This is a genomic window from Acinetobacter sp. NyZ410, assembly GCF_022828975.1.
Classification (GTDB): domain Bacteria; phylum Pseudomonadota; class Gammaproteobacteria; order Pseudomonadales; family Moraxellaceae; genus Acinetobacter; species Acinetobacter guillouiae.
This window is the reverse complement of record NZ_CP094620.1, coordinates 1,560,968-1,586,478: the sequence shown is the minus strand read 5'-3', so window position 1 is coordinate 1,586,478 and position 25,511 is coordinate 1,560,968. Positions and strand designations below refer to the sequence as shown.

General features: G+C 37.0%; 23 protein-coding genes. 8 read left to right on the top strand and 15 right to left on the bottom strand.

Features of this window, described 5'->3' with window-relative positions; genetic code table 11:
• Positions 1–17: 17 nt before the first annotated feature.
• Both thiE and MTO68_RS07505 read right to left on the bottom strand, forming a co-directional pair.
• Complete coding sequence (gene thiE, locus MTO68_RS07510) at positions 18–644, bottom strand: thiamine phosphate synthase (protein ID WP_244015526.1); 627 nt, start codon at positions 642–644, stop codon at positions 18–20.
• A 124-nt stretch (positions 645–768) separates the two neighbouring features.
• Positions 769–1,152, bottom strand: a complete 384-nt coding sequence (locus MTO68_RS07505) for a DUF962 domain-containing protein (RefSeq protein WP_034612218.1) — start codon at positions 1,150–1,152, stop codon at positions 769–771.
• A 310-nt stretch (positions 1,153–1,462) separates the two neighbouring features.
• Here MTO68_RS07505 and MTO68_RS07500 point away from each other — a divergent pair, with 310 nt between their 5' ends.
• Both MTO68_RS07500 and MTO68_RS07495 read left to right on the top strand, forming a co-directional pair.
• Positions 1,463–2,923, top strand: a complete 1,461-nt coding sequence (locus MTO68_RS07500) for a CYTH domain-containing protein (RefSeq protein ID WP_244015525.1) — start codon at positions 1,463–1,465, stop codon at positions 2,921–2,923.
• A gap of 197 nt (positions 2,924–3,120) precedes the next feature.
• The gene (locus MTO68_RS07495) at positions 3,121–4,590 is read left to right on the top strand and encodes a CHAD domain-containing protein (protein WP_244015524.1); all 1,470 of its coding nucleotides are present in this window, start codon (positions 3,121–3,123) and stop codon (positions 4,588–4,590) included.
• 91 nt (positions 4,591–4,681) lie between these two features.
• On the opposite strand, the gene tsaA is transcribed toward MTO68_RS07495, so the two are convergent.
• Positions 4,682–5,410, bottom strand: a complete 729-nt coding sequence (gene tsaA, locus MTO68_RS07490; RefSeq protein ID WP_244015523.1) for a tRNA (N6-threonylcarbamoyladenosine(37)-N6)-methyltransferase TrmO — start codon at positions 5,408–5,410, stop codon at positions 4,682–4,684.
• A 99-nt stretch (positions 5,411–5,509) separates the two neighbouring features.
• On the opposite strand from tsaA, the gene MTO68_RS07485 reads away from it, so the two are divergent.
• Positions 5,510–6,289 carry a ferredoxin--NADP reductase gene (locus MTO68_RS07485; RefSeq protein ID WP_004721908.1) on the top strand — a complete coding sequence of 260 codons (780 nt, stop codon included), beginning with the start codon at positions 5,510–5,512 and terminating at the stop codon, positions 6,287–6,289.
• 177 nt (positions 6,290–6,466) lie between these two features.
• Here MTO68_RS07485 and MTO68_RS07480 read toward each other — a convergent pair whose 3' ends face one another.
• Together MTO68_RS07480 and MTO68_RS07475 are read right to left on the bottom strand one after the other, a co-directional pair.
• Positions 6,467–9,241: a pitrilysin family protein gene (locus MTO68_RS07480; RefSeq protein WP_239046080.1), complete on the bottom strand. Its 2,775-nt coding sequence runs from the start codon at positions 9,239–9,241 to the stop codon at positions 6,467–6,469.
• A 150-nt stretch (positions 9,242–9,391) separates the two neighbouring features.
• A complete protein-coding gene (locus MTO68_RS07475) occupies positions 9,392–10,222 on the bottom strand; it encodes a PhzF family phenazine biosynthesis protein (protein WP_244015522.1) in 831 nt (276 codons plus the stop codon).
• A 187-nt stretch (positions 10,223–10,409) separates the two neighbouring features.
• On the opposite strand from MTO68_RS07475, the gene MTO68_RS07470 reads away from it, so the two are divergent.
• On the top strand, positions 10,410–10,739 hold the full coding sequence (locus MTO68_RS07470; RefSeq protein ID WP_004820122.1) for a hypothetical protein: 330 nt from the start codon (positions 10,410–10,412) through the stop codon (positions 10,737–10,739).
• 218 nt (positions 10,740–10,957) lie between these two features.
• Here the strand turns inward: MTO68_RS07470 and MTO68_RS07465 are convergent, their stop codons facing one another.
• Positions 10,958–12,349 (bottom strand): L-cystine transporter, encoded by a 1,392-nt coding sequence (locus MTO68_RS07465; RefSeq protein ID WP_244015521.1) that lies wholly within the window; start codon positions 12,347–12,349, stop codon positions 10,958–10,960.
• Between the two features lie 196 nt (positions 12,350–12,545).
• On the opposite strand from MTO68_RS07465, the gene MTO68_RS07460 reads away from it, so the two are divergent.
• The 3 genes from MTO68_RS07460 (at position 12,546) to MTO68_RS07450 (ending at position 16,262) form a co-directional block, all read left to right on the top strand.
• Entirely contained in the window at positions 12,546–13,121 is a 576-nt protein-coding gene (locus MTO68_RS07460; RefSeq protein WP_244015520.1) for a flavin reductase family protein, read from the top strand.
• 262 nt (positions 13,122–13,383) lie between these two features.
• Positions 13,384–14,568 carry a YbfB/YjiJ family MFS transporter gene (locus MTO68_RS07455; protein ID WP_244015519.1) on the top strand — a complete coding sequence of 395 codons (1,185 nt, stop codon included), beginning with the start codon at positions 13,384–13,386 and terminating at the stop codon, positions 14,566–14,568.
• A gap of 335 nt (positions 14,569–14,903) precedes the next feature.
• Complete coding sequence (locus MTO68_RS07450) at positions 14,904–16,262, top strand: nucleobase:cation symporter-2 family protein (RefSeq protein ID WP_244015518.1); 1,359 nt, start codon at positions 14,904–14,906, stop codon at positions 16,260–16,262.
• Between the two features lie 157 nt (positions 16,263–16,419).
• Here the strand turns inward: MTO68_RS07450 and MTO68_RS07445 are convergent, their stop codons facing one another.
• From MTO68_RS07445 to MTO68_RS07410, 8 genes are all read right to left on the bottom strand, one after another.
• Positions 16,420–16,749, bottom strand: coding sequence for a hypothetical protein (locus tag MTO68_RS07445; protein WP_004820111.1), 330 nt, complete (start codon positions 16,747–16,749; stop codon positions 16,420–16,422).
• A 115-nt stretch (positions 16,750–16,864) separates the two neighbouring features.
• On the bottom strand, positions 16,865–17,326 hold the full coding sequence (locus MTO68_RS07440) for a hypothetical protein (RefSeq protein ID WP_244015517.1): 462 nt from the start codon (positions 17,324–17,326) through the stop codon (positions 16,865–16,867).
• Positions 17,327–17,373: 47 nt separating this feature from the next.
• Positions 17,374–17,802, bottom strand: a complete 429-nt coding sequence (locus MTO68_RS07435; protein WP_244015516.1) for a hypothetical protein — start codon at positions 17,800–17,802, stop codon at positions 17,374–17,376.
• Between the two features lie 225 nt (positions 17,803–18,027).
• Complete coding sequence (locus tag MTO68_RS07430) at positions 18,028–18,345, bottom strand: hypothetical protein (RefSeq protein WP_244015515.1); 318 nt, start codon at positions 18,343–18,345, stop codon at positions 18,028–18,030.
• 185 nt (positions 18,346–18,530) lie between these two features.
• On the bottom strand, positions 18,531–19,760 hold the full coding sequence (locus tag MTO68_RS07425) for a prolyl oligopeptidase family serine peptidase (RefSeq protein WP_244015514.1): 1,230 nt from the start codon (positions 19,758–19,760) through the stop codon (positions 18,531–18,533).
• Positions 19,761–20,215: 455 nt separating this feature from the next.
• Positions 20,216–21,442 carry a prolyl oligopeptidase family serine peptidase gene (locus MTO68_RS07420; protein ID WP_244015513.1) on the bottom strand — a complete coding sequence of 409 codons (1,227 nt, stop codon included), beginning with the start codon at positions 21,440–21,442 and terminating at the stop codon, positions 20,216–20,218.
• 218 nt (positions 21,443–21,660) lie between these two features.
• Positions 21,661–22,539 (bottom strand): 4-hydroxybenzoate octaprenyltransferase, encoded by an 879-nt coding sequence (gene ubiA / locus MTO68_RS07415; RefSeq protein ID WP_244015512.1) that lies wholly within the window; start codon positions 22,537–22,539, stop codon positions 21,661–21,663.
• 17 nt (positions 22,540–22,556) lie between these two features.
• On the bottom strand, positions 22,557–23,054 hold the full coding sequence (locus tag MTO68_RS07410; RefSeq protein ID WP_051670999.1) for a chorismate lyase: 498 nt from the start codon (positions 23,052–23,054) through the stop codon (positions 22,557–22,559).
• A 265-nt stretch (positions 23,055–23,319) separates the two neighbouring features.
• Between MTO68_RS07410 and MTO68_RS07405 the strand changes: the two genes are divergently transcribed.
• The gene (locus tag MTO68_RS07405) at positions 23,320–24,861 is read left to right on the top strand and encodes a DUF4139 domain-containing protein (RefSeq protein ID WP_096733608.1); all 1,542 of its coding nucleotides are present in this window, start codon (positions 23,320–23,322) and stop codon (positions 24,859–24,861) included.
• Positions 24,862–24,943: 82 nt separating this feature from the next.
• Here MTO68_RS07405 and rnk read toward each other — a convergent pair whose 3' ends face one another.
• On the bottom strand, positions 24,944–25,351 hold the full coding sequence (rnk, locus tag MTO68_RS07400; RefSeq protein WP_244015511.1) for a nucleoside diphosphate kinase regulator: 408 nt from the start codon (positions 25,349–25,351) through the stop codon (positions 24,944–24,946).
• Positions 25,352–25,511: the final 160 nt, after the last annotated feature.

Sequence of the window (25,511 nt, the reverse complement as noted above, 5' to 3'; positions counted from 1 at the left end):
AAAAATCACGATACAAATTAAGATTTTGCAGTTTCTGCAAATAACTGTGCCCAAGCTGCGACACGGGCAGGAATATTTTCAACTGATAGAGCTAATATATCACTAATCACTGCGCAAAGGTCAGCACCAGCCTCAATCACAGCTTGAGAATTTTCAACCGTTAAACCGCCAATAGCACAAATAGGTAAATCAAACTTTTTAGATGCCTGCTGTAATGCTGCTAGACCAATATTACCTGCTTCTGGTTTGGTCGATGTTGCATAAATTGCGCCAAAAGCTACATAGCTTGCTCCTTCAGCGATTGCTTTTTCAGCCAACTCAATTGAGTTTAAGCAAGTTCGCCCAATGATGACACCTTGTGGTAAACGTTGCACTGCATCTGAAATTTCACCATCAGACTGCCCAAGATGCACACCTAAACTAAATTGTTCAGCTAAATCTAAATCATCATTAATCAAAAATGGTGTCTGATACTTTTCACACAGTTGCTTGATCTGCTTCACTTCATTGGCTTGGTCAGATTGAGCTACTTTTTTACGGCGATACTGAAGAATAGCGACTTGCTTAGTGCTTAAAGCAGCTTCGAGTTTTTCTAATAATAATTGGATTGGATCATCGTTGGTAATCAGGTAAAGACCGAGCATTCAATATTCTCAAACAATCAAATAAATGGATTATAAGCAAGTTTTCTCAGCGAAGACGTGACAAAAACAAAAAAGCTTAGAAATCTCTAAGCTTTTTTGTTTAATTTTTACCATGCTGGCAAGATTAGCTCTCAATTTTATCTAGACTACGGTCTTTTAAACTTAAATTGCCACGTACAATATCGGAAAGCATACGCCAGTCAGAAATAAAACTATAAAGAGGCTGCTTAAAGCTTGCTGGCTTATTTTTCTCAAATACAAAATGCCCCACCCAAGCACATGCATAGCCAGAAAGTAGTCCATAGGCCACGTATTTTGCTTTACGTTGACGAATTGCTTTGCTAAAGAAATAAATACCGACACTACTTCCAGCTGCATGCAAACGGCGACTCATCATGCTACGGTGTTCAGTTAAATAAAAACGATAAAATTCTGAATAGTTTTTAATTGGTAATTCAAACTTCGGGTTTTGCTCTAATTCCGATTTAGGCTCAACATACGCGTTCATGATCAATCATCCTGTTTTATTTTTAATCAGCTTAGTTTATTTTATGCTGCAATAACAGCCAAATTCAATATCAAGTCTGTTGACAATTCATCTATATTTGCGACTTCAAGTATTGCCCAGACCATACAAGTCACGAAATAGGAAATTTTGTCATTCTAAATATTTAATTAGTAACGATATAGCGGTAAAAAATACTCAAATGACATGCTATACAAGTCTTCTGATGACACATTTTAAGTTACAATGCCAGATTAAACATTCAAGAATGTTTAACTCTCTAATAACCATGATTACCACTTAGGACCCTCACATGCTTGAAGTTGAATTAAAGTTTCAAATTCCGGAAGCCCGCCGCAATGCACTCCTCAAAGCATTAGATCCTAAAAAATCCCAAATTATTCAATTACAAGCAAAATACTACGACACACCTGATCGTCAGATGTCCCAACACGGCGCTGCACTACGTCAACGCTTAGAAGGAACGCGTTGGGTACAAACATTAAAAGCCGCCACCAAAAGCCATTTACAACGCTTTGAAGACAATATTGATTTAGGTGAGCTTGCTGAAGCCCCACATTTAGATCTTGATATTTACCAGAACAAACCCGAAGCTCTTGCTGTTTTAAAAAATGCATTGGGGGATAAATTTGATGAACTCCAATTACAATTTGAAACTGACATCCAACGTACCATCCGTGTGATTCAGTTTGAAGATGCTGAAATTGAAATCAGTCTCGATATTGGTGAAGTTAGAACTGAAACCTCCAAACAAGAAATTCATGAAGTAGAATTTGAATTAAAAAGTGGCTCAATTCAATCACTTTTAGCCTTTAGTTTTGAATGGGTTAAAAAGTATCACTTATGGCTCGATGTACGTAGCAAAGCTGAGTTTGGGCACTTATTGACTGTGGATCAAAAAGTCAGCCCGGCACAGCTCAGCAAAGAAACTATTTTAAATAAAAAAGACACTGCAGATAAAAATTTACGTGTGCTTATTGCCAGTCAATTACAACATTTATTGCCAAATATTGCCGCGATTTCTGCACAAGTTGCCCAGCCTGAACATATTATTCAAGCGCAGACTGCCCTACACCATTTACATTTAAGTCTTTCTCTATTTAAAGATTGGACAGATACCAAAACGGATAAATGGTCACATCAACTCTCAGCGTTTGAGAGTCATTTTAAAAACTTACAGCATTTTGAACATATGCAACGCACATTAGGTGCGTTACTGCAAAATCCGAAAACAGCACAAAGTTTAGATCGGGATATTTTGTATGCCAATGAAAAACTCATCAATTTGGTCAAATCGACTCAAAATGTGCAGCACTATTTAGAATTACTCATGTTCAGTTTAGGACAGTCTGCGAAAGCGCCAACCCATGACTTAAAATGGTTTGCGCAAAATACATTGCAAAATCAGTATCGACAGTTACAAGAAAGTTTAAATGAAGCCGATCTATCTGACCTTGAAAGTTTAGAAGCGCTGGCTCAGCATTTAAATGAATTAAAATTTAGCTTTCCGATTCTAACCAATATCTATGATGTTAAGAACTTACAAAAATATTCAAAATCTTTAAATGATGCTCAACAAGCATGTGAGCAATATCAAGTGCTTGCTTCATCATCTTCTTACCTACAACAAACCGACCTAGAAGCCAGTGATTGGTTTGCCTTAGGCTGGCTTACCGCAAAACAAGAAGCTTATGCGGAGAAACTGCTTGAAGCGACGGAACAGTTCTTGGTTAGCCGTAAGTTTTTAAAATAAATCAGCAGCAAGAAGAGATGGTTTTATTGATTAAAATTATTGAATAAAATCATCTCTTTAAATACTGCATAAAATTGAAGAATAGTAGTCGCGTGAGTATTCACGTTGCGAATTTGTAATCATTCATTAAAAACTCAAAAAAAACAATTTATCGGATTAAAATCGAGAGAATAAATAATAAGCATGGAACGATAAGCATGTTTGAAATTGAATTGAAATTCCAAATACCTGAAGAAAAGCAAGAAATGCTCATTAAAGCGTTTCAAAGAAAAGATACCAATATTCAGCACTTACAAGCCAAATACTATGATACGGCACAATTTATTTTGTCTGAACATTCCATTTCGCTTCGTCAACGCCTTGAAGATGATCAAGAAAAGCAGCAATGGGTACAAACCCTCAAACTTCCAACAGAACAAAGGCTTAAACGTGCTGAATTTGAGGAAAATATCGGAAACGCGGAAACACGATTAGATCTAAAAAATTATCTCAGCAATAAGTATATTGCTAAAAATATTAAACGCTTATTAGAGCAACATAAAGACGGATTAGAAGTCCAGTTTCAAACAGACATCGAAAGAAAGCTCAGCTTATTTAAATTTCAAAATAGTGAAATTGAAGTCAGTTATGATCATGGTCATATCATCGCCCATCAACAGCGTCTCGCATTACGTGAATTAGAATTTGAACTGAAACAAGGTACTGTTCAAGATCTCATTTCTTTTATCTTACCTCGGATGAAACGCTATAACTTATGGCTTGATACTCGTAGCAAAGCGCAACAAGGTTTTCAGCTTGCACAAAACGCTCCAGACAATCCCGTACAGTTGCAAACGCCACTTGTTCTTGATTCAAAGGATCATCCTGAGAATGCATTAAAAAAGATCGTGAATAATTGTCTATCTCATCTACTCCCCAACAGTACAGCAATTGCATCTGGAAACTTTAATTCCAAACATATTCATCAGGCACGTGTGGCAATTCGCCGCTTAAGAAGTGCTTTAAAAACCTTTTCCAATTGGTCTTTGCATATCGACCCCACTTGGCAAACCCAGTTAACTGAATTGTTTAGGCAACTCGGTTCGGCTCGTGATTTAGATATGATTCGAGAGGAGTTATTACCTCAGCTTGAAGCTGCTGGTGCACCTAAGTTTAAACTTCCAGAACCACAAGATGTCGATTCGCAAAAATTAATCAAACTGTTTAGATCTTTTAATTTTAATTATTTGGTCCTATCCCTCATTCAATTTATTGCCCAAGAATCAAGTGAAAAATCTCAAATAGCTGTACATAAAGCAGCATTTAAAAAAGTTAGACAATTACATCGCAAAATTCAAACTGATGCAGAAAACTATTTAAATTTAGACATCGAAGCACGGCACCGTACTCGTAAAAACTTAAAGCGTTTGCGTTATAGTATTGAGTTCGTTGCATCATTATCAGATAAAAGTCAAATCAAAAAATATTTAAAAGCCATAAAGCCTGCTCAAGAAAGTTTAGGGCTCTACAATGACCTGATTGTTGCTGAAGAAGTGTTAAAAAAAATGGTCAAAGCAGAACCTCAGGTCTGGTTTGCTTTGGGCTGGATTGCCGCAGAACAGCAACGGCTTTTGTTGAAATCACAACAAGATTTGTTGCAGTTTACCAAAACAGCCTTTTTAGAGTAATTGTAGCTACTATCCTACTCTTTAAACCGTGATGCTTCGATCACATCAGACAAAAGCGCATAAGTTTTAAGCAGGATATGGAATCACGTTTTCAATGACTGAACGACTCAATGCCCTGAATCAGGATCGCTTCTTCAGCACAGCTAAATTTAATATTAAATTGCCCAAAACGCATCCCGTAAATACGCGCATCATCGTGCTGATAAGCTGGTCGAGGATCTAAAGCCAGTACCGACTCAAGTTCAGCGATATATTTTGGGTCTATATCAGCTGTTTGAAGAAATTTACTTTTTAATTGCTGTGCATGCTCAGACCAAATAACCTGTTTACGCACAGGCTCATACTGGGCATAACCACTTTGCGCTGCATCCACAGCATCAGAATAATGAATATAAGGTTTAATATCGACAATCGGCGTACCATCTAAGAGATCACTGCCTGTCACATATACACGAACTGCATTCCCCTCTTTTTTGACGGCTTTAAGTTGTACTACAGATAAACCAATCGGTGCAGGGCGATACATACTGCGTGTTGCAAATACACCAATTTTTTTATTTCCACCTAAACGTGGAGGTCTCACTTGAGGACGGAATTTATCTTTATCTTGTTGATTTTTATTGTCATGAAACTGCCAGATCAACCATAAATGACTAAATTCCTCGATTCCCTCAAATGCTTCCAAGACATTGTAGGGTGCATGCATTTCGATAAAAGACTCCACCTGAACCAGATTTGGTTGTCGAGGAATACCAAATTTTTCAACATAAGGAGAACGCATAATCCCAATAATCGGGAGACTTAACTCAGTCATAATCATTTTTTCTGATAAGTTCAATTAAATATATTCAGTTTATCGAGAATGATTTTAGATTAGAATAGCAGGCTGTTCTAATTTGATAATTTATTGAGACCTTTAATGGCTGCTTTCAACGTCGAAAAGATTACTCACGTACACCACTGGAATGACACTCTATTCAGTTTTAAGACCACACGTGATACTGCATTACGTTTTAAAAATGGTCAATTTGTGATGATTGGTCTTGAAGTCAATGGTAAGCCTTTAATGCGAGCATATTCTATTGCAAGCGCTAACTACGAAGAAGAATTAGAGTTTTTTTCAATTAAAGTGCCTGATGGTCCTTTAACTTCTATTTTGCAAAAAGTAAAAGTTGGTGATGAAATTCTAATTTCTAAAAAACCTACAGGTACTTTAGTGCTTGATGATTTGAATCCGGGTAAAAACTTATACCTTCTTTCATCGGGTACAGGTCTAGCACCATTCTTATCAACGATTCGCGATCCAGAAACCTATGAGCGTTTTGAGAAAGTTATCGTGGTACATGGTACACGCTTTATTTCTGAATTGGCTTACCAAGACCTGATTCTCAACGAACTTCCAAACAATGAGTTTTTTGAAGAGCTAGGGATTAAAGACAAATTGGTTTACTACCCAACTGTGACCCGTGAAGATTTCCATACCCAAGGTCGTGTAACCACTGCGATTGAATCTGGTGCCTTATTTGAAAAAATTGGCTTACCACGTTTTAATCCTGAAACTGACCGCGCAATGCTTTGTGGTAGCCCAGCATTCCTTGACGATGTTGTCGAGCTCCTTGACCAACACGGCCTGAAAGAATCCCCTAAAATGGGCGTTTTAGGCGACTACGTGATTGAACGCGCTTTTGTTGAAAAATAATTTATTTTTCAAGCAGTGTTAAATTGAAAGCCGAGGTTGAACACCTCGGTTTTTTTGAATTTAATGAATATAAATCAATACAGCTTGATGGCTCATTTTTATTGATCTTGTATCGTTATAAAACAAAAAGCCATACACATGTATGGCTTTCCTTCAGTCAATGAGTTATTTAAATCATCAATTTAGATTTTTCTGAGCTTGACCATATTGATCAGCCATCACTTCAACCAATTGATCAGGTTTAATATACTTCTTAATCACAGCATCTACATCAGCTTTGGTCAGTTGAGCAAACTCTTGATCTCTTAAAGCACGACTATCCATTTTCTTATTGCGTTCAAGCTGGCTGTTTAACATACGATGAATTACGCGCTCATCTTCTAAAGACGTCACACGTTGCTTCATGATATTGGCTTTAGCCGCTTCCAACTCCTGACTGGTTACTCCAGTCGCTAATAAGTCATTCAGAACTTTACGCACCACTTGCGATACTTCAGCAGATTTTCCTGCTGTGTAATTGGCTTCGATCGACAATGCACCTGCTTCATTAAAAGAGTCCAAGTTTAATTGACTACCAAAACCATAGACCAACGCATTTTTTTCACGAAGCTCTTGTCCTAAACGTGAAGACAATTGCGAGTCACCCAAAATATAACTAAAGACAATCAGTGCTGCGGCATCTTTATTGTCTACACCTACAGGCAAGGTCTGCAAAGCTTGATAACTACCAAACTCACGCTGCTCTGAAAGGGCATGCACTTTCTGCGCTTTATACGTGGTAAATTCTGTTGATAGACGCTGATAAGGTTGTTTAGCTGACCAATTGCCAAATTGTTGCTCAAGTAATTTCTTGATCGGTTTTGCATCATACTGCCCAGTGATAGCAATAAAGGCATGGTCCATTGCAAAGTATGTTTTATATAAATCAATAACTTGTTGGTTGGTTGCTGCTTGAATCTGTTGTTTAGCCAACTCTGGTTCAAAATGATAACGTAAATCACCCGGCTGATAGGTTTCAAGTAAGCGTGCAATGGTTAAAGAGGATACTGTTTCAGGCTCAGTATATGGTCGATCCAAACTAGATAAGCTTTGTAATTTAATTAAATCAAATTGTGATTGTTCAAATTTAGGGCTCTTCATCACCGACACGATATATTTAAAGAACTCTTCAAATTTTTCTTTTTTCGCTGAAATTTGAATAGTAATCCCGTTATCCGATGCCGTTGCCGTTGCTCCACCACTTGCTTCAATAGTTTTATCTGCAATGTTCTGTAAGCTATATTGCTCAGAAGCACGTAATAATAAATAAGCCGTAAAATCGAGGATTTGTGCCTTATTCATTAAAGATTCAGCTGTACCAAAATTAACCTCAATGGTTGCATAGGTTTTATCATCACGTGTCGAGGTTGGGAATAAGGCATACTTCATCCCATTTTTTAAAGTGCCACGTTGAATCTTTTTCTCTGTTGCAGTTAAATATTGTTTCGATTTTTCAACGTATTGAGCAACTTCGGCTTGATAAACACTGACATCTTTTAACGGTTCTACTGCAGCAGCTTGTTGATCTAAAGTTTTTGGTTTTTCAGCAGCTTGCTTTTGCTCCAAGGCCTTTTTCTGATCTTCAGGTGTCGGTTGAATATCACCATTAAAACGGTGCTGCTCAGTTAAAAATGCTTTTAAAGTTGCATTAGTTTCAGCTACGCTTAACTTTTGAATGGCTTGTTGATCTTTAAAATATTGTGCCCAATTGCCATGCGATGACACCACATAATCACTTAACATACCACCGACAGCAGCAGCACTGGTCAATAAACTTTCATTGGCATTCTGGATCAGATTTTTAACCCGTTTTAATTCAACATCATCAAAACTCTTATTTTTCTCTACACCGGCAATCAACGCACTGTCAATTTTTTGGGCATCATGGTTTGGTGCATAAATTGCCCCCATAAATACCAAGTTAAAATCATCATCTAACCATGTTGTAGACTGGACATTGGTCGCGACGCCAGTTTCTACCATGCTGGAATATAGATGACCACTCGGTTGTAAGGTATATAAATATGGCGCAAGTGCTAATACTGGCTGAATTTTTTCATTCTTACCATTCATATAAATATTGAATTTGGCAAGATCACTGCCCTTTTTCACCACAAAATTACGATTTTTTATGGTTGAAGAATCAAGTAAAGGTACTGTTGCTTGTTGAGGAATCTTACGTGCAGCTATCGCACTAAAGTTTTTATCAATGGCTTTTAAAACTTCTGCTTTATCAAATTTACCAGCAATCACCATCACCGCATTATTCGGTGCATACCAGTCTTTATAGAATTTGTTCAATTCATTCATTTTAATTGACTGTAGTTCAGCAAGATCACCGATCGGTAAACGACCTAATGACTTGTTGCCATAGGCTGCTTTCCACATTTGATCCATCAGCACAGCAAAAGGCTGATCCATACGCACTTCGCGTTCGCGCATCACAATATTGATTTCTGAAGGAACGAATTGTTCTTGAAGCACCAATTTGTCCATACGTTGTGACTCTAAATAAATCACTTCATTTAAGGTATTTTGGTCTGGACGTACTATATTGGTATATTTAGTCGAATAATAATCGGTACTGGCATTGGTCATTAACGTATATTGATCTAAACGGCGTTGAAATTCTTCGCCTTTTACATCCTGTGTGCCTTTAAAGGCTAAATGTTCAAGTAAATGTGCGAGACCACCTTTGCCTTGTGGATCATTTAATGAACCGGTCAAATAGACCGTATTCATAAAGACTTTACTTTCTTTGTCATTCGGTGCAAGTAAAACTCTAAAGCCATTCTCTAGCTTATATTCTTCGATATTATGTTCAGATTTAACCAGGATGGCTTGAGCAAAACTAGACGCACTAAAACCAAGAATACAAAGCGACAAGGTGAGTTTTTTCAACTGCATGAGCATAGGAGAATCCAGAATTTTTTAAATTTTAAACAGTTATAAGCTAAACATCTTAAGAAATTCTGAACAAAATTTATAGTAAAGTTTTGAAAAAAGAGCCGTTTATTTCAACGGCTTTTGTAATGATTTGAGCATGTCTATATCAAAATCAATTTAAATAAAAATCTCAGCTTGCATAAATAACTGTGCATAGCCTGAAATTTCGATACGTTGATTGTCCTGAAGAGCACAAAACAATTTTCCACCGCGCGCTGATGCCTGATAACCGATAAGTTGTGTTTTACCCAGCTTCTCAGCCCATAAAGGCGCTAAACCAGTATGCATAGAACCTGTTACAGGATCTTCATCTATCCCTTTATGCGGGGCAAAATAGCGAGCCACATAATCATAATCGTTTGAAGCTGCGGTAATGGTCACATCATAGCCTGCAGACTCTGCAGTTAATGCGGTACTCACATGATATTGTTCTGCAATTTTTCGGATATTGGCTAAGTTTGGTTTTGCATTAATCACGTCTTGTGCAGATTCACAAACTAAAATATACGCTTGCGCATTGAGATAGACTTCTTTAAAAGGCTGATCAATGACATGATTCAATAATTCTGGATAATCGATTACTTTTTGTGGCTGACGAATCGGGAAATTCATCTGGATCTTTCCATCCTCAGCTTGCTGGATGATAAAAATACCCAAATCTTTAACATGAAAATGAATCGTCTTCGCTTGGCTATAGTCTTTAAATAAAACAAAAGCTGAAGCTAAAGTTGCATGCCCACAAAAATCGACTTCAACTTGTGGTGTGAACCAGCGAATTTGATAATTTTCATCATCAACGCGTTTTACAAAAGCAGTTTCTGCTAAATTATTTTCTAAGGCAATATTTTGCATCAAAGCATCATCCAGCCAGTCATCTAAGACCAATACAGCAGCAGGGTTGCCCTTAAACAATTGTTGTGTAAAAGCATCAACTTGGTACATTTTCATTGTCAAAACTCCTCATTTTAATCTATTCTAAGTGATACTAAAAATGATTACAGATACAGTCTATGTTTTAAAATGGTTACAGTTAAAACTTGAGCTTGATCGTATAGACCATTTAAAATACAACTGTTTTATAGATTCATTTGAAGTTTATAACCTTTCCTAGATCAATAATTATGGAATAAGCACGATGAAAATAAGCATAAAACTCCAAAGCGTCGTTATAAGCAGCCTAATCCTATGTTCTCCACTGACTTTTGCAGCCGATACCATTTGGATTGCTGGAACCACACATAAAGGGACAGTGACCGTACCAATAGAGAATGGCCCTAATGTGGTTTGGAAATGCGATGGCACTGTATGTCGAATGTCTGGTCCTTGGGGCAATCAACTTTCAATAGACTCATGTCAAAGTTTAGTCTCCCGAATTGGGAAAATCACCTTCTATAAAAATTCTGCTGGAAAAATTTGGACAAAAAATTCCAAAGAATTGGCTGAGTGTAATCAAGCAGCAAAATAGAACCTTTTAGCGCCAGCAGGTCACCATATTTATCAGCAATATGATCGTGATAAACTGTTATTTATAGTCGAGAATACTCTGACTTGTTTTAATAAATCAGCGCTTAATGAATATGCGTTTAATGAATCAGAGTATGTTTGATAAACTTGAGTTGAAAAAAAACACCTAAATTTAATTTAGGTGTTTTTTATGGCGTTTAAATAATATAGAAAAATAGGTTAACTATGTTTTAACTCTTCTCTCTCATCTGAAAGTAAAATGCTTTGATCTGTCTGCCCCATCAATTGACTGGTCACAACACCTGCAGTCATCGAACCATCAACATTTAGCGCGGTACGCCCCATATCAATCAAAGGCTCAATGGAAATCAGCAAAGCCACCAAAGTCACGGGTAAACCCATAATCGGTAAAACAATCAGTGCAGCAAAGGTTGCTCCACCACCGACACCTGCAACGCCAATTGAACTTAAAGTCACCACGCAAGCTAAAGTTAAAATCCAGATCGGATCAAGTGGATTAATCCCCACTGTTGGGGCAACCATCACCGCAAGCATCGCTGGATATAAACCCGCACAACCATTTTGCCCAATCGTTGTACCAAATGAAGCAGAAAAGCTGGCAATAGACTCAGGTACACCCAAACGGCGAGTTTGTGCTTCAATATTTAATGGAATACTTGCCGCACTCGAACGGCTGGTAAAAGCAAAGGTTAATACAGGTAAAACCTTTTTAAAGAATCGGATTGGATTAACGCCTGTCAGCAGCAATACAATTGCATGTACTGCAAACATGATAGCTAGACCCAGATAAGAGGCAACCAAAAAACCACCGAGATTAACAATGTCAGCGGCTTTAGAACTTGCCACGACTTTCGTAATCAAGGCAAATACACCATAAGGTGTAAGCGTCATCACCAATCGAACTAACTTCATCACCCACGCTTGTAAAGTATCAATTGCAGTGACGATACGTTGCCCTTTTTCGGCATCATCTCTGATCAGGTTAAGCCCTGCCAAACCGAGCATCGTAGCAAAGATCACTACACTAATGATTGAGGTTGGATGTGCCCCAGTGAGTTCAGAAAATGGGTTTGTTGGCAAAAAAGATAAAATAAAATCAGGTACATTTAAGTCTGTGACTTTACCAATATATTCAGATTGAATTGCTTCAAGACGTGCTGTTTCCTGTGTCCCTTGTACAAGACCCGCCGCACTTAATCCAAATAGATTGACCACGAACACGCCAACCAAAGCGGCAATAAACGTGGTAATTAGTAATGTACCAATGCTAAAAATACTAATCTTGCCTAATGAAGATGCATTATGTAACTTAATCACAGCACTCAGGATCGAGACCAGCACTAATGGCATCACCACCATTTGCAAAAGCTTAACATAACCATTTCCAACGATATTAAACCATTGAATAGACTCAGTTAAAATTTCAGAATTTGTACCATAAACCCAATGTAATCCTAGCCCAAATACCACACCTAAACATAAACCGGCAAACACTTTTTTAGCCAGACTCCAATCTGTCTTTCTGGTTTGCATCAGCAATATGATCAAGGCAATGAATATGACAATATTCAAAATGAGCGTATAGTTCATTCGAGTTCCAATAGTTTTGATCGTTTTATTATAAGCTTATTGTGAAATATCCAATAGTCTTTAGCATTTTTTGATATTTAAGTGTTGTTTTCTCAACATACACTATTAATAATAAAAACATCACTTTAGCGCACTCATGAATTTTTTATATAAGCTTATACAAATAAAGACTAACACCTAGAATATAGGCCATCTCATGAATTCACATATCCAAACTGTTGAACTTTCTAAGGCTTATCGCCTGTTAAATCACGGTCCAACCGTGCTTGTCTCAGCCCAGTATGAAAACGAAAACAATGTTATGGCAGCAGCTTGGGCTTGTGCCTTAGAACTTGTGCCTGCCAAAGTGAGTGTAGTTCTAGACAAAAGTACGAAAACTCGTAAATTAGTTGAAAAGTCAGGGCATTTCATCCTACAGGTACCGACACTCAAACAACTTAAGCTGGTACAACAATTAGGCTCAATCAGTCAGTTTAATGATCCTGAAAAACTCTCACACTGCCATACGCCACTTTTCCAATTTGAGGGATTTCAGCTCCCTGCGGTTGAAGGCTGCGCTGCATGGTTGATCTGTGAACTGATTCCTGAACCGCATAATCAACAAAGCCATGATTTATTTATAGGCAAAGTCGTCGCTGCGTATGCGGATGATCGTGTATTTCGCAATGGCCACTGGTATTACCATGAAGTTGGCGCTGAATGGAAAAGCCTACATCATGTTGCAGGTGGACATTACTATACGATCGGAGACCCTGTAGATGCCAATCTATAATCTATAGGCTTAATCCTTACGAAATTTGCTTGTCGATGGGCCAATCTGTTCTAAATCACGTTTAATTCATAATTGTTCAATAATCTAAACAGACTGAGCCCTTCATATTAATCATACTTATCGCAGAGTAAGCTCCGATTTTACCAACTGGTTAAGTTATGTGAATAAGCCCTGATTATTCCCAAACTAAATACTGATTATTTATTGTCATTTTTTTAAATTCACCTTAAGGTGAATTAACGGAAAATGGATAATCTGCACAATGACCAAGATCGGATCGAATAAAATTCAGCTGAGTATCTTTCTTTGCCTGTGTATGTGTTTAGGCATTGGCATTCTCCGATTTTCCTATACTGCATTATTGCCCTCTACCCGTCTTGCTTATCATTGGGACTCCAGTTTTGCCAGTATCTTAAGCAGTGCAAATTTGTTGGGGTATTTAATTGGTGCATTTTGGGCAATGAAACTGCCTCAAAACTTTACCATGCCTCGATATATCATTTTGGCGGCATTTTCTGGAACGGTGAGTTTACTCAGTTGTGCTTTTTCAGGTCTTCCCGAAAGCTGGTATGTCTTCTGGCGTGTCATTTCAGGCATCAGTGGTGGCTTATTGATGATCCTAGCACCCAGTATCGTTGCACATTGCAGCAAAGCTGAAGAGCGTTTAACCATCAACTTCATTGGCTTTAGTGGTATAGGCATTGGGGTATTATTGGCAACCCTGTTTTTGCCTTATCTCGACAGGATCAACACACAATCTGCATGGATGATTTTATTTGCATTCTCTGCTGTCATTTGTTTGATCATTGTTTATTTACTCAATCTGTTTAAAGATCATCTAGATCATATCAGCGTAGCAAACAATCAAACGGGGACAGTCAATGGTATGTATTTTAGTTTGCTGATTGTCTATGCATCTAGTGCTTTTGCCTATGTTCCCCACTCATTGTTTTGGATTGATTATCTTAAAAACACCCTACATCTTAATCTATATCTTATTAACTTGAATTGGATTTTGTATGGTTCAGGCAGTGCCTTAGGTGCAATCAGTGCTTACTTACTGGCACGAAAATTTGGCAATTTTACCGCATTAAAAATATTATATAGCCTATATATTTTGGCAATCTTTATTGCGATTTTTTCAACCCATCCAATCCTTACCTATACATCATCCTTTTTTACTGGTTTGCTTAATCCTGCTGTGGTTTTCCTTACTTCATATACCATTTTACACCTTTATCATGTGGCCTATAAAAAACTATGGAGCATAGCAACATTAGCTTTTGCTGTAACTCAATTGGTTGGTGGAATCTGTTTTAGTAGCTTGCAACATTGGGGTGTTTCCTATCATCAGCAATTTATACTTGCCTCAGGTGTACTCGCTGTAGGTACAGCACAATTTTTTATCTATTCTCTAACCCATCAAATACAACTGCATAAAAGCTAAAATAAATAATCAAGTTGCGTGAATCATATTGCTATTAAAAACTTCTCCTCCCCTTTGAAAAAGATCAGGATGAGGGTGCTTTATCTTAATCTATGCTTTAAAAAAGGACAGATGAAAGAAGCCTAGTGCTTCGTTTTAGAATCGCGCCAATTTAAACACGCTAAGCTTTATCCACCGTAAAATAATCGGCTTTGCACAAAGAAATAATTTAAATATCAACCTCAAACACATAAGTTTTAGCTTTCACTTAAAGCACTTTGCTCACAGTTATTGACCATTTGGCATATAAATTGCTCTTTGTAATGCAGGGATGGCAAAGTCATAAAGGTTTTAAGATGAATACTGAAATTAAAAAAATTCAACCTGAAGATGAAGTTTTAAGTGCGGGAAAGAACCTGACATTTGGTTTACAGCATGTACTCACCATGTATGGTGGTCTGATTGCAGCACCTTTGGTCGTAGGTACGGCGATTGGTCTAAATGCAGCTGAAATTGCCTTATTAATTACGGCGTCTATTCTTGTGGGTGGTTTGGCAACATTACTACAAACACTTGGACTAAAGTGGTTTGGTGCAAAACTTCCAATTGTACAAGGCACTTCATTTGCTGCTGTCGCAAGCATGATCGCGATTGGTACAACTGGGGGAAATATTCAAACGATTTTCGGTGCTGTGATTGTCAGTTCTATTTTCGGGATATTGATTACCCCCTTTTTCTCAAAAATAGTGCGTTTCTTTCCACCGATTGTGACGGGTTCAATTATTACCATTATTGGGATTTCACTTTTACCTGTTGCAATACGCTGGATTATGGGTGGTAACCCTAAAGCACCCGAATGGGGCTCACTAGAAAATATTGGGATTGCAGCCTTTACTCTCGGTGTATTACTTGTGGTGAGCCGCTTTGGTTCAGCCACAATGGCGCGACTAGGCGTACTCATTTCAATTATTGTTGGTACAATTTTTACCATCCTGCTTGGTGTTGCTGACTTTTCAAAAGTGGGCAATGGTGATTTATTTGCTTTCCCACATCTATTTGCTTTTGGTCTACCCAGCTTTGAAATGTCCGCGATCTTAACCATGTGTATCGTGACCATCGTGATCCTTACTGAAACAACAGCCAGCCTATTAGCGATTGGTGAAATTGTTGATACAAAAATGGATAGTCATCGTTTAGCAGATGGTTTAAGAGCAGACATGCTATCTTCTGCGATTGCGCCATTATTTGGTTCATTTATGCAATGTGCATTTGTCCAAAACGTGGGACTGGTTGCCATTTCAGGTGTTAAAAGCCGTTTTGTGGTAGCAACGGGTGGTGCTATTTTAGTTGTACTGGGTTTATTACCGATTTTTGGACGCTTAATTGCTGCGATTCCGATGCCTGTTTTAGGTGGCGCGGGTATTGTTTTATTTGGTAGCGTTGCAGCAAGCGGTATTCGTACATTATCAAAAGTGGATTATCAAACCCAATCCAATCTTATCATTGTTGCTGTGTCGATCTGTGTCGGCTTAATTCCTTTAATCAGTCCTGATTTCTTTCATGCCTTTCCCAAAGTATTCCAAACTTTATTTCATTCAGGAATAAGCGCGACCTGTACAGCAGCAGTATTACTCAATATTTTCTTTAACCACCTTTCATTTGGTAAAAAACCTGTTCGATCTTCGGTCAAAAAAATACAAACGGCCATACATTGAGATAAAAAAGCAGAGCTTGAATCGAAGCTCTGCTTTTATAGATTGTTAAATTCGATAAATTGGTAAGCATCTAACAAATAATCAATATTTCTATCTGACAACTACACGTTTTATTGTGTCTATTAAATTAATTTTAAACAACGATTATATAAAGATATTAATTATCCTTATACGCCGATTTTCTACGATCTATATAAGAATTAATTAAATATTTATCAATAATAAAATCTTCATATGCCCTTACATCTTTGATCTGCTCATCAATCATGACCAATGTATAACTATAAGGTGATTCTAAATATTTAATAAAAACGATAGGCGTATTTATTAGTTGAGAATCATAGAGATATGTAGAATCAAACCAACCTAAGCCATCTTCATAATCTTGAATAAATGGACTTCCCCACAGCTTACAAAATTCTTTGATGTTTAAATCAGTACAGATAATCGTTTGATCATTTCCACTTGGCCAAAATGATTCTGCCATATCAACATCCTATTTTTGACTATACATCTAACGGCAACTTTATCGCCAACATTTTTTACTCTAGGGTTCGGAGAAAACCATAAAGCTCTCCCATCCAACCCGCCTCCATTGGATTTTACTGGGGAATAGAATTCAAATCTACTTCTTTAAGGTCTTCAATTAATACCAATAATTCAGATTTTAATTGATCATAATCTACAGTCTTAGGTATCCTAAACAATGGATTGTTTATGCGCTCAATAAACAAAGAACAATAAAGATCTCTTAATTGGTGGATTGAAAGCTTTTCTATCTCTAAAGGGTTGATTAAAACTTTAAAAATAAGAGTAGTTTGAGTATTACCATCAATATCCTTTGATCTTTCTAAATTTTTCATTTGATTAAACCTGGCTAAATTTATTTCAACCTCCTCATAAATGCTAATAACCATGAAAAGAGCTAAAGTAAAATTCCCGCCATAGGAGTTATTAGATAAAGTCTTCCAGTTTTTATCTTCAAAATAACGATTTAATTTATGAAGTTTTTCAAAATAAGGTTCTATTCCTGTTACAGATGTAGCACCAACTCTTATTCCCATTACGACACCTACTTATAAAATTGATTAATTTTATATTTTTTAAAAAATTAAGGTGAATTAAGATGTTCAACAGTCATCTTTTCAGGAATATTCCAGCTTTTCTTAGAAACGATAATTGAACAAGATTCCTGAAAATCAGTCCAGCTATACTCAACAACTAAATCGTCATCAAAACATCTAAATGTAGCAACTGCATGATCTCCATAATATGGGCCAATATAGATTAATTTCGATTTATTTAGACAGCTAATATTAGCTTTTGGAATGTTTTCAAACGCTTTATGTAAATCTTCCTGAATTGATATATCAGAACAGTTTCTCAATACCATGTTTTTGTTCTTCATTTTCTCTCCAAGATACAAAGCTTTGAAATACTTTTTGTATTTCAAGTATATTTGAAAATTACCTTGTAAATCAAAAATAAAAAACAGCATTAACAATGAAAAAAAAGCCACGATATAACTCATTTTCTTCATATTTCCACCATGTTTAAAATAAGCAGATAATTTTTAAATAGGTAATAATCTAATCTAATCTAATCTAAAAAATACTAGCTTTTATAATAAATCTTTTCCATAATTAAACTTTAAAAACATATACATTATACTTTACTATAATCTATCTTTTATTTTACATAAACGCCAGAATCTTAATTTTAGACCATCCAATCTAATGACTGGAAAAACGTTTGCCTGCATTATTTACCATATAAATCTTGCTCTACGCTTAAGTACATTCATCCAGTAATTATTGTTATTAACAAATAGCTCCTTAATTGGCCAATCAGGTGCTGTTTCTATTTTTTGTAATAAAGTTTGTGTTAAACCAAAGTAATCATCCTCATCATTCCTTAATATCGAACACAAGCCTACCGCATCATCATTACTCACTGGTAACTTTATCCTATCAATTAATGCTTGAATATGATCAATATACTCAATACCTTTTGGATCCTTCACCGCATCTTCGGACTTTGGAAATACACCAAGTTTTATTAAATTTTTAACAGCAATTTGCATAATCAAACCTCTCATTATTTAATTATATTCTTAGTCAAAAGTATATTAAGTTTTTCCCTTTTTATTTTAATGATTTAAGTTTTACATATTCATATAAAAAGCAGAGCTTTAATAAAAAACTCTGCTTTTTTACTTTCTATTTAACTGCTATGAACAGCAAATGATTGGATGCTTCTCTTAAACAATTATTTTGTGGTTGGCATATGCTTTTTAATAAAGGCAACCAATTCCGCGTTCTTTGCAACAATCGCTCCTGTATGGCTCTCACCTTCTACAAGCAAGAACGTTACATCAGTACCCATATTTTTTAAGTGTTGCTGTAATTTTTCAGTCACTTGATAAGGTACTGCCATATCTAATTTACCCTGAATAATCATTACTGGGCTATTAATTTTCTTGGTTGCAGGTTGGTTCTCAGCTAAGAATTTTTTCACCGTCGGATTTTGTTGGAAAGTATCAACCAATGCAGGATAGTCTAAAACGGTTTTGCCAGGATTTTTAACAATATAATCACGAATATCATCGGAAAATTTCTTATGTAAGTCATCGAAACAAAAGCCATTTTCACCTGTTGAACCTTCAGCATCTGCAGCAATACCTCTTGAACGCTCGTTAAAAAGCTCTCGATAATTAAACTTAGGTTCAATAGCTGTTATACCCACCGTGGCATAAGCAGTATATGTCAATAATTCTGCATATACATCAATCGCGGTAGCTACCTGCCCAGCTTGAAGAAGTCTTTGAATTGCTTGTGGCGCAACGACAGAAATAATATCACCTAAGCTTGAGGCAGGTGCGCCTGCGACAGCACCTTTATAGTTGGAGTCGGTATTGGAAAACTCAGCAGTTCCTAAAGAACCATGCCCACCCTGCGATTGTCCAACAGACATCCATTGACCATTAATCTGATTACCATAGCGCTCTTTATATGCTTTCACTGCATAAATCGCTGAATTTGCTTCACTCTTTAAATTTAAATACGGATGCATACCTGGTGTGCCCAAGCCTTCATAATCAGGGGCAATAATCACATAACCCTCATTTAACAAGCTTTGCGCCATATTTTTAAATCGTGGATTAAATTTATTTCGACTTGGCGCACAACTATCACCCACACCGACTGTACCATGCTCCCAAACCACAACTTTCCAACCATCTGCAGGTCGTGTTGTTTTGGGGATGAAAACCATTGCTGTGGCTTTCTTGGTTTCACCGAGTACATTCGGCATATTATAAGTCATGACTTTGACTGATGTAGCCTCATTGATCACATCTGAATTATATGTATTTTCAGATACATAATTCTTATTTGAACCCCAGTTATTCCAGTTATTATCGTCATCATTACATGCAGTTAAAAATAATACTGAACCGCAGGTCATTGCCAATAATGTCCGTTTAAATAATGCTTTCATTACTAAGTCCTCAGTTTTTATTGTTTGAACAACTCCGTGTTCAAGCTACTAATTAAACATAAAAAAAGGTATCTTGCTAGGATACTTTTAACCAAATAGTAAAATAATATATAGATACAAATGCTTATCTTTAATTTAAATTCGCTTAAAGCAAAGCAATAAAATTCCAACAAAGGTCATAAACCAACCTAAGAGTTACAACCAAATACATTATTATGGAGCATAGAAATACCTTAAGAAGCTGTCACCTCGAATGCCAGTGGAGATAAACAGCGATCATGCTTTATAAATAGCCTTAATCAAAAGCCAATCAAATCTTCTATAAAAGTGTATAAATGAGCATATATAAATATAAAAAAGCAGAGCTTCGATGGAAACCCTGCTTTTTCTATAAATTGCTAATCCCTATTTAACTACCAAGAAAACCAAGTGATTTAATGATTTTCTAAAAACAACTATTTCGTAGTTGGCATATGTTTTTTAATAAAATTAACCAGTTCAGTATTCTTCGCTATAATTGCTCCAGTATGATTCGCACCTTCCACAGCTAAGAATGTGACATCTGTTCCCATTGCTTTTAAGTCTTTTTGTAATTTATCTGTGACTGTATAAGGCACAGACGTATCTTCAGTCCCCTGAATAATCATTACAGGCGTATTAATTCTTTTCGTTGCAGGTTGATTATCTGCCAAGAATTTTTTCAAGGTCGGGTTCTCTTTGAAATTATCGATTAATCCTGGATAATCTAAAACAGTTTTACCGCTATTGTCCTTGAGATAGCCTTTAATATCATCAACAAATTTAGTTTTTAAATCGGTAAAGCATAAACCGTTCTCCCCTGTTGAACCTTCAGCCTCTGCAACAATACTTTTTGAACGCTCTTTAAACACATCTCGATAGTTAAACTTAGGCTCATAAGCGGTCACACCGACTGCGGCAAAAGACGTATAGGTCAATAATGTAGCAGATACATCAGTTGCGGCATCCACCTTTCCATCTTTAAGTAGCTTTTGAATCGCTTTCGGTGCAACATCAGCAATGATATCCCCCAAACTTGAGGCTGGTGCGCCTGCCACAGCACCTTTATAGTTGGCATCACTATTGGAAAACTCTGCCGTACCTAAAGACGCTTGTCCGCCCTGAGATTGCCCGACCGACATCCATTGACCATTGATTTGATTACCATAACGCTCTTTATATGCTTTCACTGCATAAATTGCTGAGTTTGCTTCGCTCTTTAGATTTAAATATGGATGCATACCTGGCGTGCCCAAGCCTTCATAATCAGGGGCGAGAATCACATAACCTTCTTTTAATAGACTCTGTGCCATCCCTATAAATCGATCATTAATTTCATTTCTACTCGGTGCGCAACCATCACCCACACCTACAGTACCATGCTCCCAAACCACTACCTTCCAACCATCAGTAGGTCTCTTGGTTTTTGGAACAAAAACCATTGCTGTAGCTTTCTTAGTTCCACCGAGTACATAGGGCATATTATAGGTCATGACTTTGATTGATTCAGCCTCAGGCATGCTACCTAAATTATAGGTACTTTCAGACACATAATCTTTATTTGAACCCCAGTTATCCTTGTTATCATCATCATTACATGCAGTTAAGAATAATACTGAACCGCAGGTCATTGCCAATAGGGTTTGTTTAAATACTGCTTTCATTACAAATTCCTCAATTTTTTATTGTTTGAACAGCTCCGTGTTCATCCTTAATTAAGCATAAATAAATGCGTCTTGCCACAATATTTTTTAATAAAACAGAGGAATATCTCACATTTATAAATTATTACTTTTCTTTATCTCGTGAAATTTCATCAATATTTTGTAATATTATAAATAGAGATGAAATTCCAACAGTGGTTTATTTTAATAATTTAAAATCAAAATAATGCAATAAAAATACCAACAAAAATGATTAAACCAACCCAACGGTTATGTCTAAATGCCCAAAAGCATAGTTGTGGATCGCGCGCTTTGGTTTTTGTCCATTGATAAATAAAATCTGCAACAACCAATAACAAGGCAATCAAGCCAAATGGAATCAATATATTTTCTAAATACAATGCTGTACCAATCAACAATACACTGGTCACTTGCAATAAAGAGATGATCTGAATATCGTATTTTCCAAAAAGAATGGCAGTTGATTTCACGCCAATTTTTAAATCATATTCACGATCTGTAATTGCATATTGGGTATCATACGCCACCGTCCATGCTAAATTGCCAAAATAAAGCAACCAACATGTCCAATCTAAAGGTTTTCCCATTGCGGTAAATGACATCGGAATACCCCATGAAAATGCCATCCCTAAGACCACTTGTGGTAAATGGGTATAACGCTTCATAAAGGGATAAATAAAGGCGAGGACTAAGCCTGCAAGCGCGCAATAAAAAGTTGCGATCGGTAAGAAAAACAAAGTACACGCACTGGCGGCCACCAAACCAATAAACACCCAAATCGCTTCTTTGGCTGAGATCACCCCAGTAGCCAGAGGGCGATTTTTAGTTCGTTCCACATGTGCATCCACTTTACGATCAGCAAAATCATTGATCGCACAACCAGCTGCGCGCATAAAAATTGTCCCTAAGACCATTGCAACCAGTGTCACAATATCAGGGATACCTTCTGCAGCAATCCATAATGCCCACATGGTCGGCCATAAAACCAATTCTGTCCCAACTGGTTTATCAAAACGACACAGATAATAATAAGCTTCTAAGCGTTGTTGCCAAGTGGTGTGTTGCGCGATCGACATGACAGTCCTTCAATACTCTATTTTGAAATATGCTGTTGTTGCAAAAATTGCTCAAAAGCAGGTAAAAAAGTTTCTTGAACAATAAATTTACAACCATGCCAAGTATAACAACTTTGACGTGTCCAACCTTCTGCTAATTTTAAAACACGCCGTTCACACAACGGATTGGTACGTTGAAATAAAAATTTTCCGATCGGCTTGGTTCGAATATGCTTAAACAAACGTGCTTTGCCATGGATACTGAGAATGGGAAAAATACTTTTTGCTTTTACCCATGGCTGTGCATCGCAACCAAATAAGTAACTTTCACGTACCCATGAGGTATGTTGCTGTGGCATCAGCATCCATTGACTATCCAGCACACTCATTCTTTGATAATGCTCTTGAATCGGTTGAACTTTAAAAACACCACCCGCGATATCAGTCAACTGCTGAGTCAGTGAACCTTGTGCATACAACCATGTTTTTAATTCAGGAGGAAACGTCTTATCCCGTATTGTGCATGATTGTTTCAATGTTCAGCCCTTCAAATTTTGGATGACTTAGTGTAACTGAAATTTTTTGTTTTGTTTAAATTGATCTACTAAATACTAAATTTGAATGAACAATCCATCAAAATAAAAACAGAGAAACGCGAGATTCAAGTGAAAATTAAAATAACTTTCTTTCATCCACTTCACACCAACTGGTTTTCTCTTTTGATCACTATTTTGATTTGTATCACTTTCTGCTACATTTTAAATATTAACACTGATCTCAGGTATTTTAGGGCCTCGCATAATGAATATAAAAACAGCACTACAACTCAGCATTTTATGCATTCCTTCAACATATAGCTTTGCACTTAACTTATCCAATTCACCGATTCAACAAGTCACACTGTATCCTACACTGGCAAAAATTGAACGAACCATTCCTGTACAAGCAGGAGAACAACTCGTTACCCTGAATGGCCTTGCAGCAAACTTCAATATCGATCAACTGCAATATCAAAGTAGTAATATTGAGGTCAATGCGGTTTCTCATACAGATAGCGCACTGGATAAACCCGCTGGAAATGAGTCGTCTCAATTGCGCAATAATATAGAGGATATTAAAAAGAAAATTTCTGAACAAAACTCAATTATTCAAGCTGCTGAATTACAAAATAAGTTTTTAGAAAATGTCATTAAAGGCTCTGCGCCAAAAGTACGTAAACAAGCCTATGAGGCCTTTATTGCGATTGATCAAGCCAAGGCAGAAAAAGAAAAGTTACAACAACGTTTACAAGAACTTGAACAAGACTTAAATGCCATTGGCGACAGCGAGTTTAACCAACGCACACTCAAGTTTTATGTCAATGCCCCGCAACGTGGTGAAATTAAAATTAGCTATATGGTGCCTTATGCACGTTGGCAACCAATATATAAAGCCGAATTAAACACCCAAACCAAGCAAATTAAACTCACCCGTATGGCAATGATTGCACAAAAAACGGGTGAAGACTGGAACAATGTTAAATTGGCATTGTCCACAGCAACACCGCAAAACTACGTTCAACAAGTGCAGCCACAACAATGGTGGGTCAACTATTATGAACCAGAACCTGTGCGACCAATTTATCCAGTTGCACCAGCACCTATGGCTTTAGCTGAAATGAGTTATGATGAAAAGTCGACAGCTAAGGCCAAAAAAGCCCCGCCTCAATTTCCACAATTTCAAGCGGCTGATTTAAATTTTAGCACTGAATTCCGTTCAGAAACCAAAGCCTCCATTCCCAGCAGCCAACAGCAAATCTTTTTACCTTTAAGTACTGAACAATATGCCGCAAAACTTTCAGTTTGGGCAATTCCTAAGCAAAGTACTCAAGCAACAATTAACGCTGAAATTTCAAAACTTGATCAAAATTGGCCTTCTGGAACAGTAAAACTCTATCGTGATGGCGACTATATTGGACAAAGAGCTTGGAGCAATAGTGCAGATGAAGCACTTCAAATGAGCTTTGGTACAGATGATCAAATTCAAGTTAAAGTGACTGATTTAACCGACAAGAAAAATCCAGTCAAAGGTACTCAATCTGAAACCATCCGAAAACAGCAATATTCAGTGCAAAACTTACATAGCTACCCAATTCAAGTCACGATTTTTGAAGCTGAACCACAAAGCCAGAACGGTAAACTCAGCACACAATCGACCTATAATATCCCACCGACTGCAACACAATGGAATGGGCAACCCAATATCAACCAATGGCAAATTGATTTAAATCCAAAGCAGATTTATAAATTAGATATTCAGCATCAATTTAAATATCCAAGCAAAGGAAGAACTTCAGGGTTTTAACTTTAGTTTTTATACAAAATTTAGCCCAGTCATGACTGGGCTTTTATTTTAATCGGGTAGTTGTGGTTAATTTTGATAAGTATTAGAGATAATCGCCTTCTCTTTCAGGCTGATATAATATTTTTTCAATTTTAACTTTCATCATGTGACCATCAGGCTGCGGCCATTCGATTTCCTGTCCTTCAGCCAAGCCAAGAATTGCGGTACCTACAGGTGCAACCACATTGACCTGCCCTGCCTCTCCACGAAAATCATGCGGATAGACCAAGGTAATTTCGGTTGCTTCCGTAGAAGGTGCAATGGTAATTAAAACCTTTGCATTCATCGTCACCACATTGGGCGGCATATCTTGAGGTGCAACCACATCTGCTCGTGCCAATTCCTCTTCTAAATGCTGCATTGTCACAGTCAACTTCGACTGATGTTCCAACATCGTTTCTAAGCGATGTAAATCTTGTTCTGAAATAATAATATTTGGTTTACTAGCCATGTGCCTAATTCCTTCGATCTTTCACATCATTTGGGTATAGCAGCGATGTTTATAATGGGTCTGTTGACATTTCATAAATGAATTAAGCCACAAGCCGTAAATTTCAGCATGCAACCTGTCTGTCGGAAACGTGAAACGAAGTATCAATAAACTCCAATAA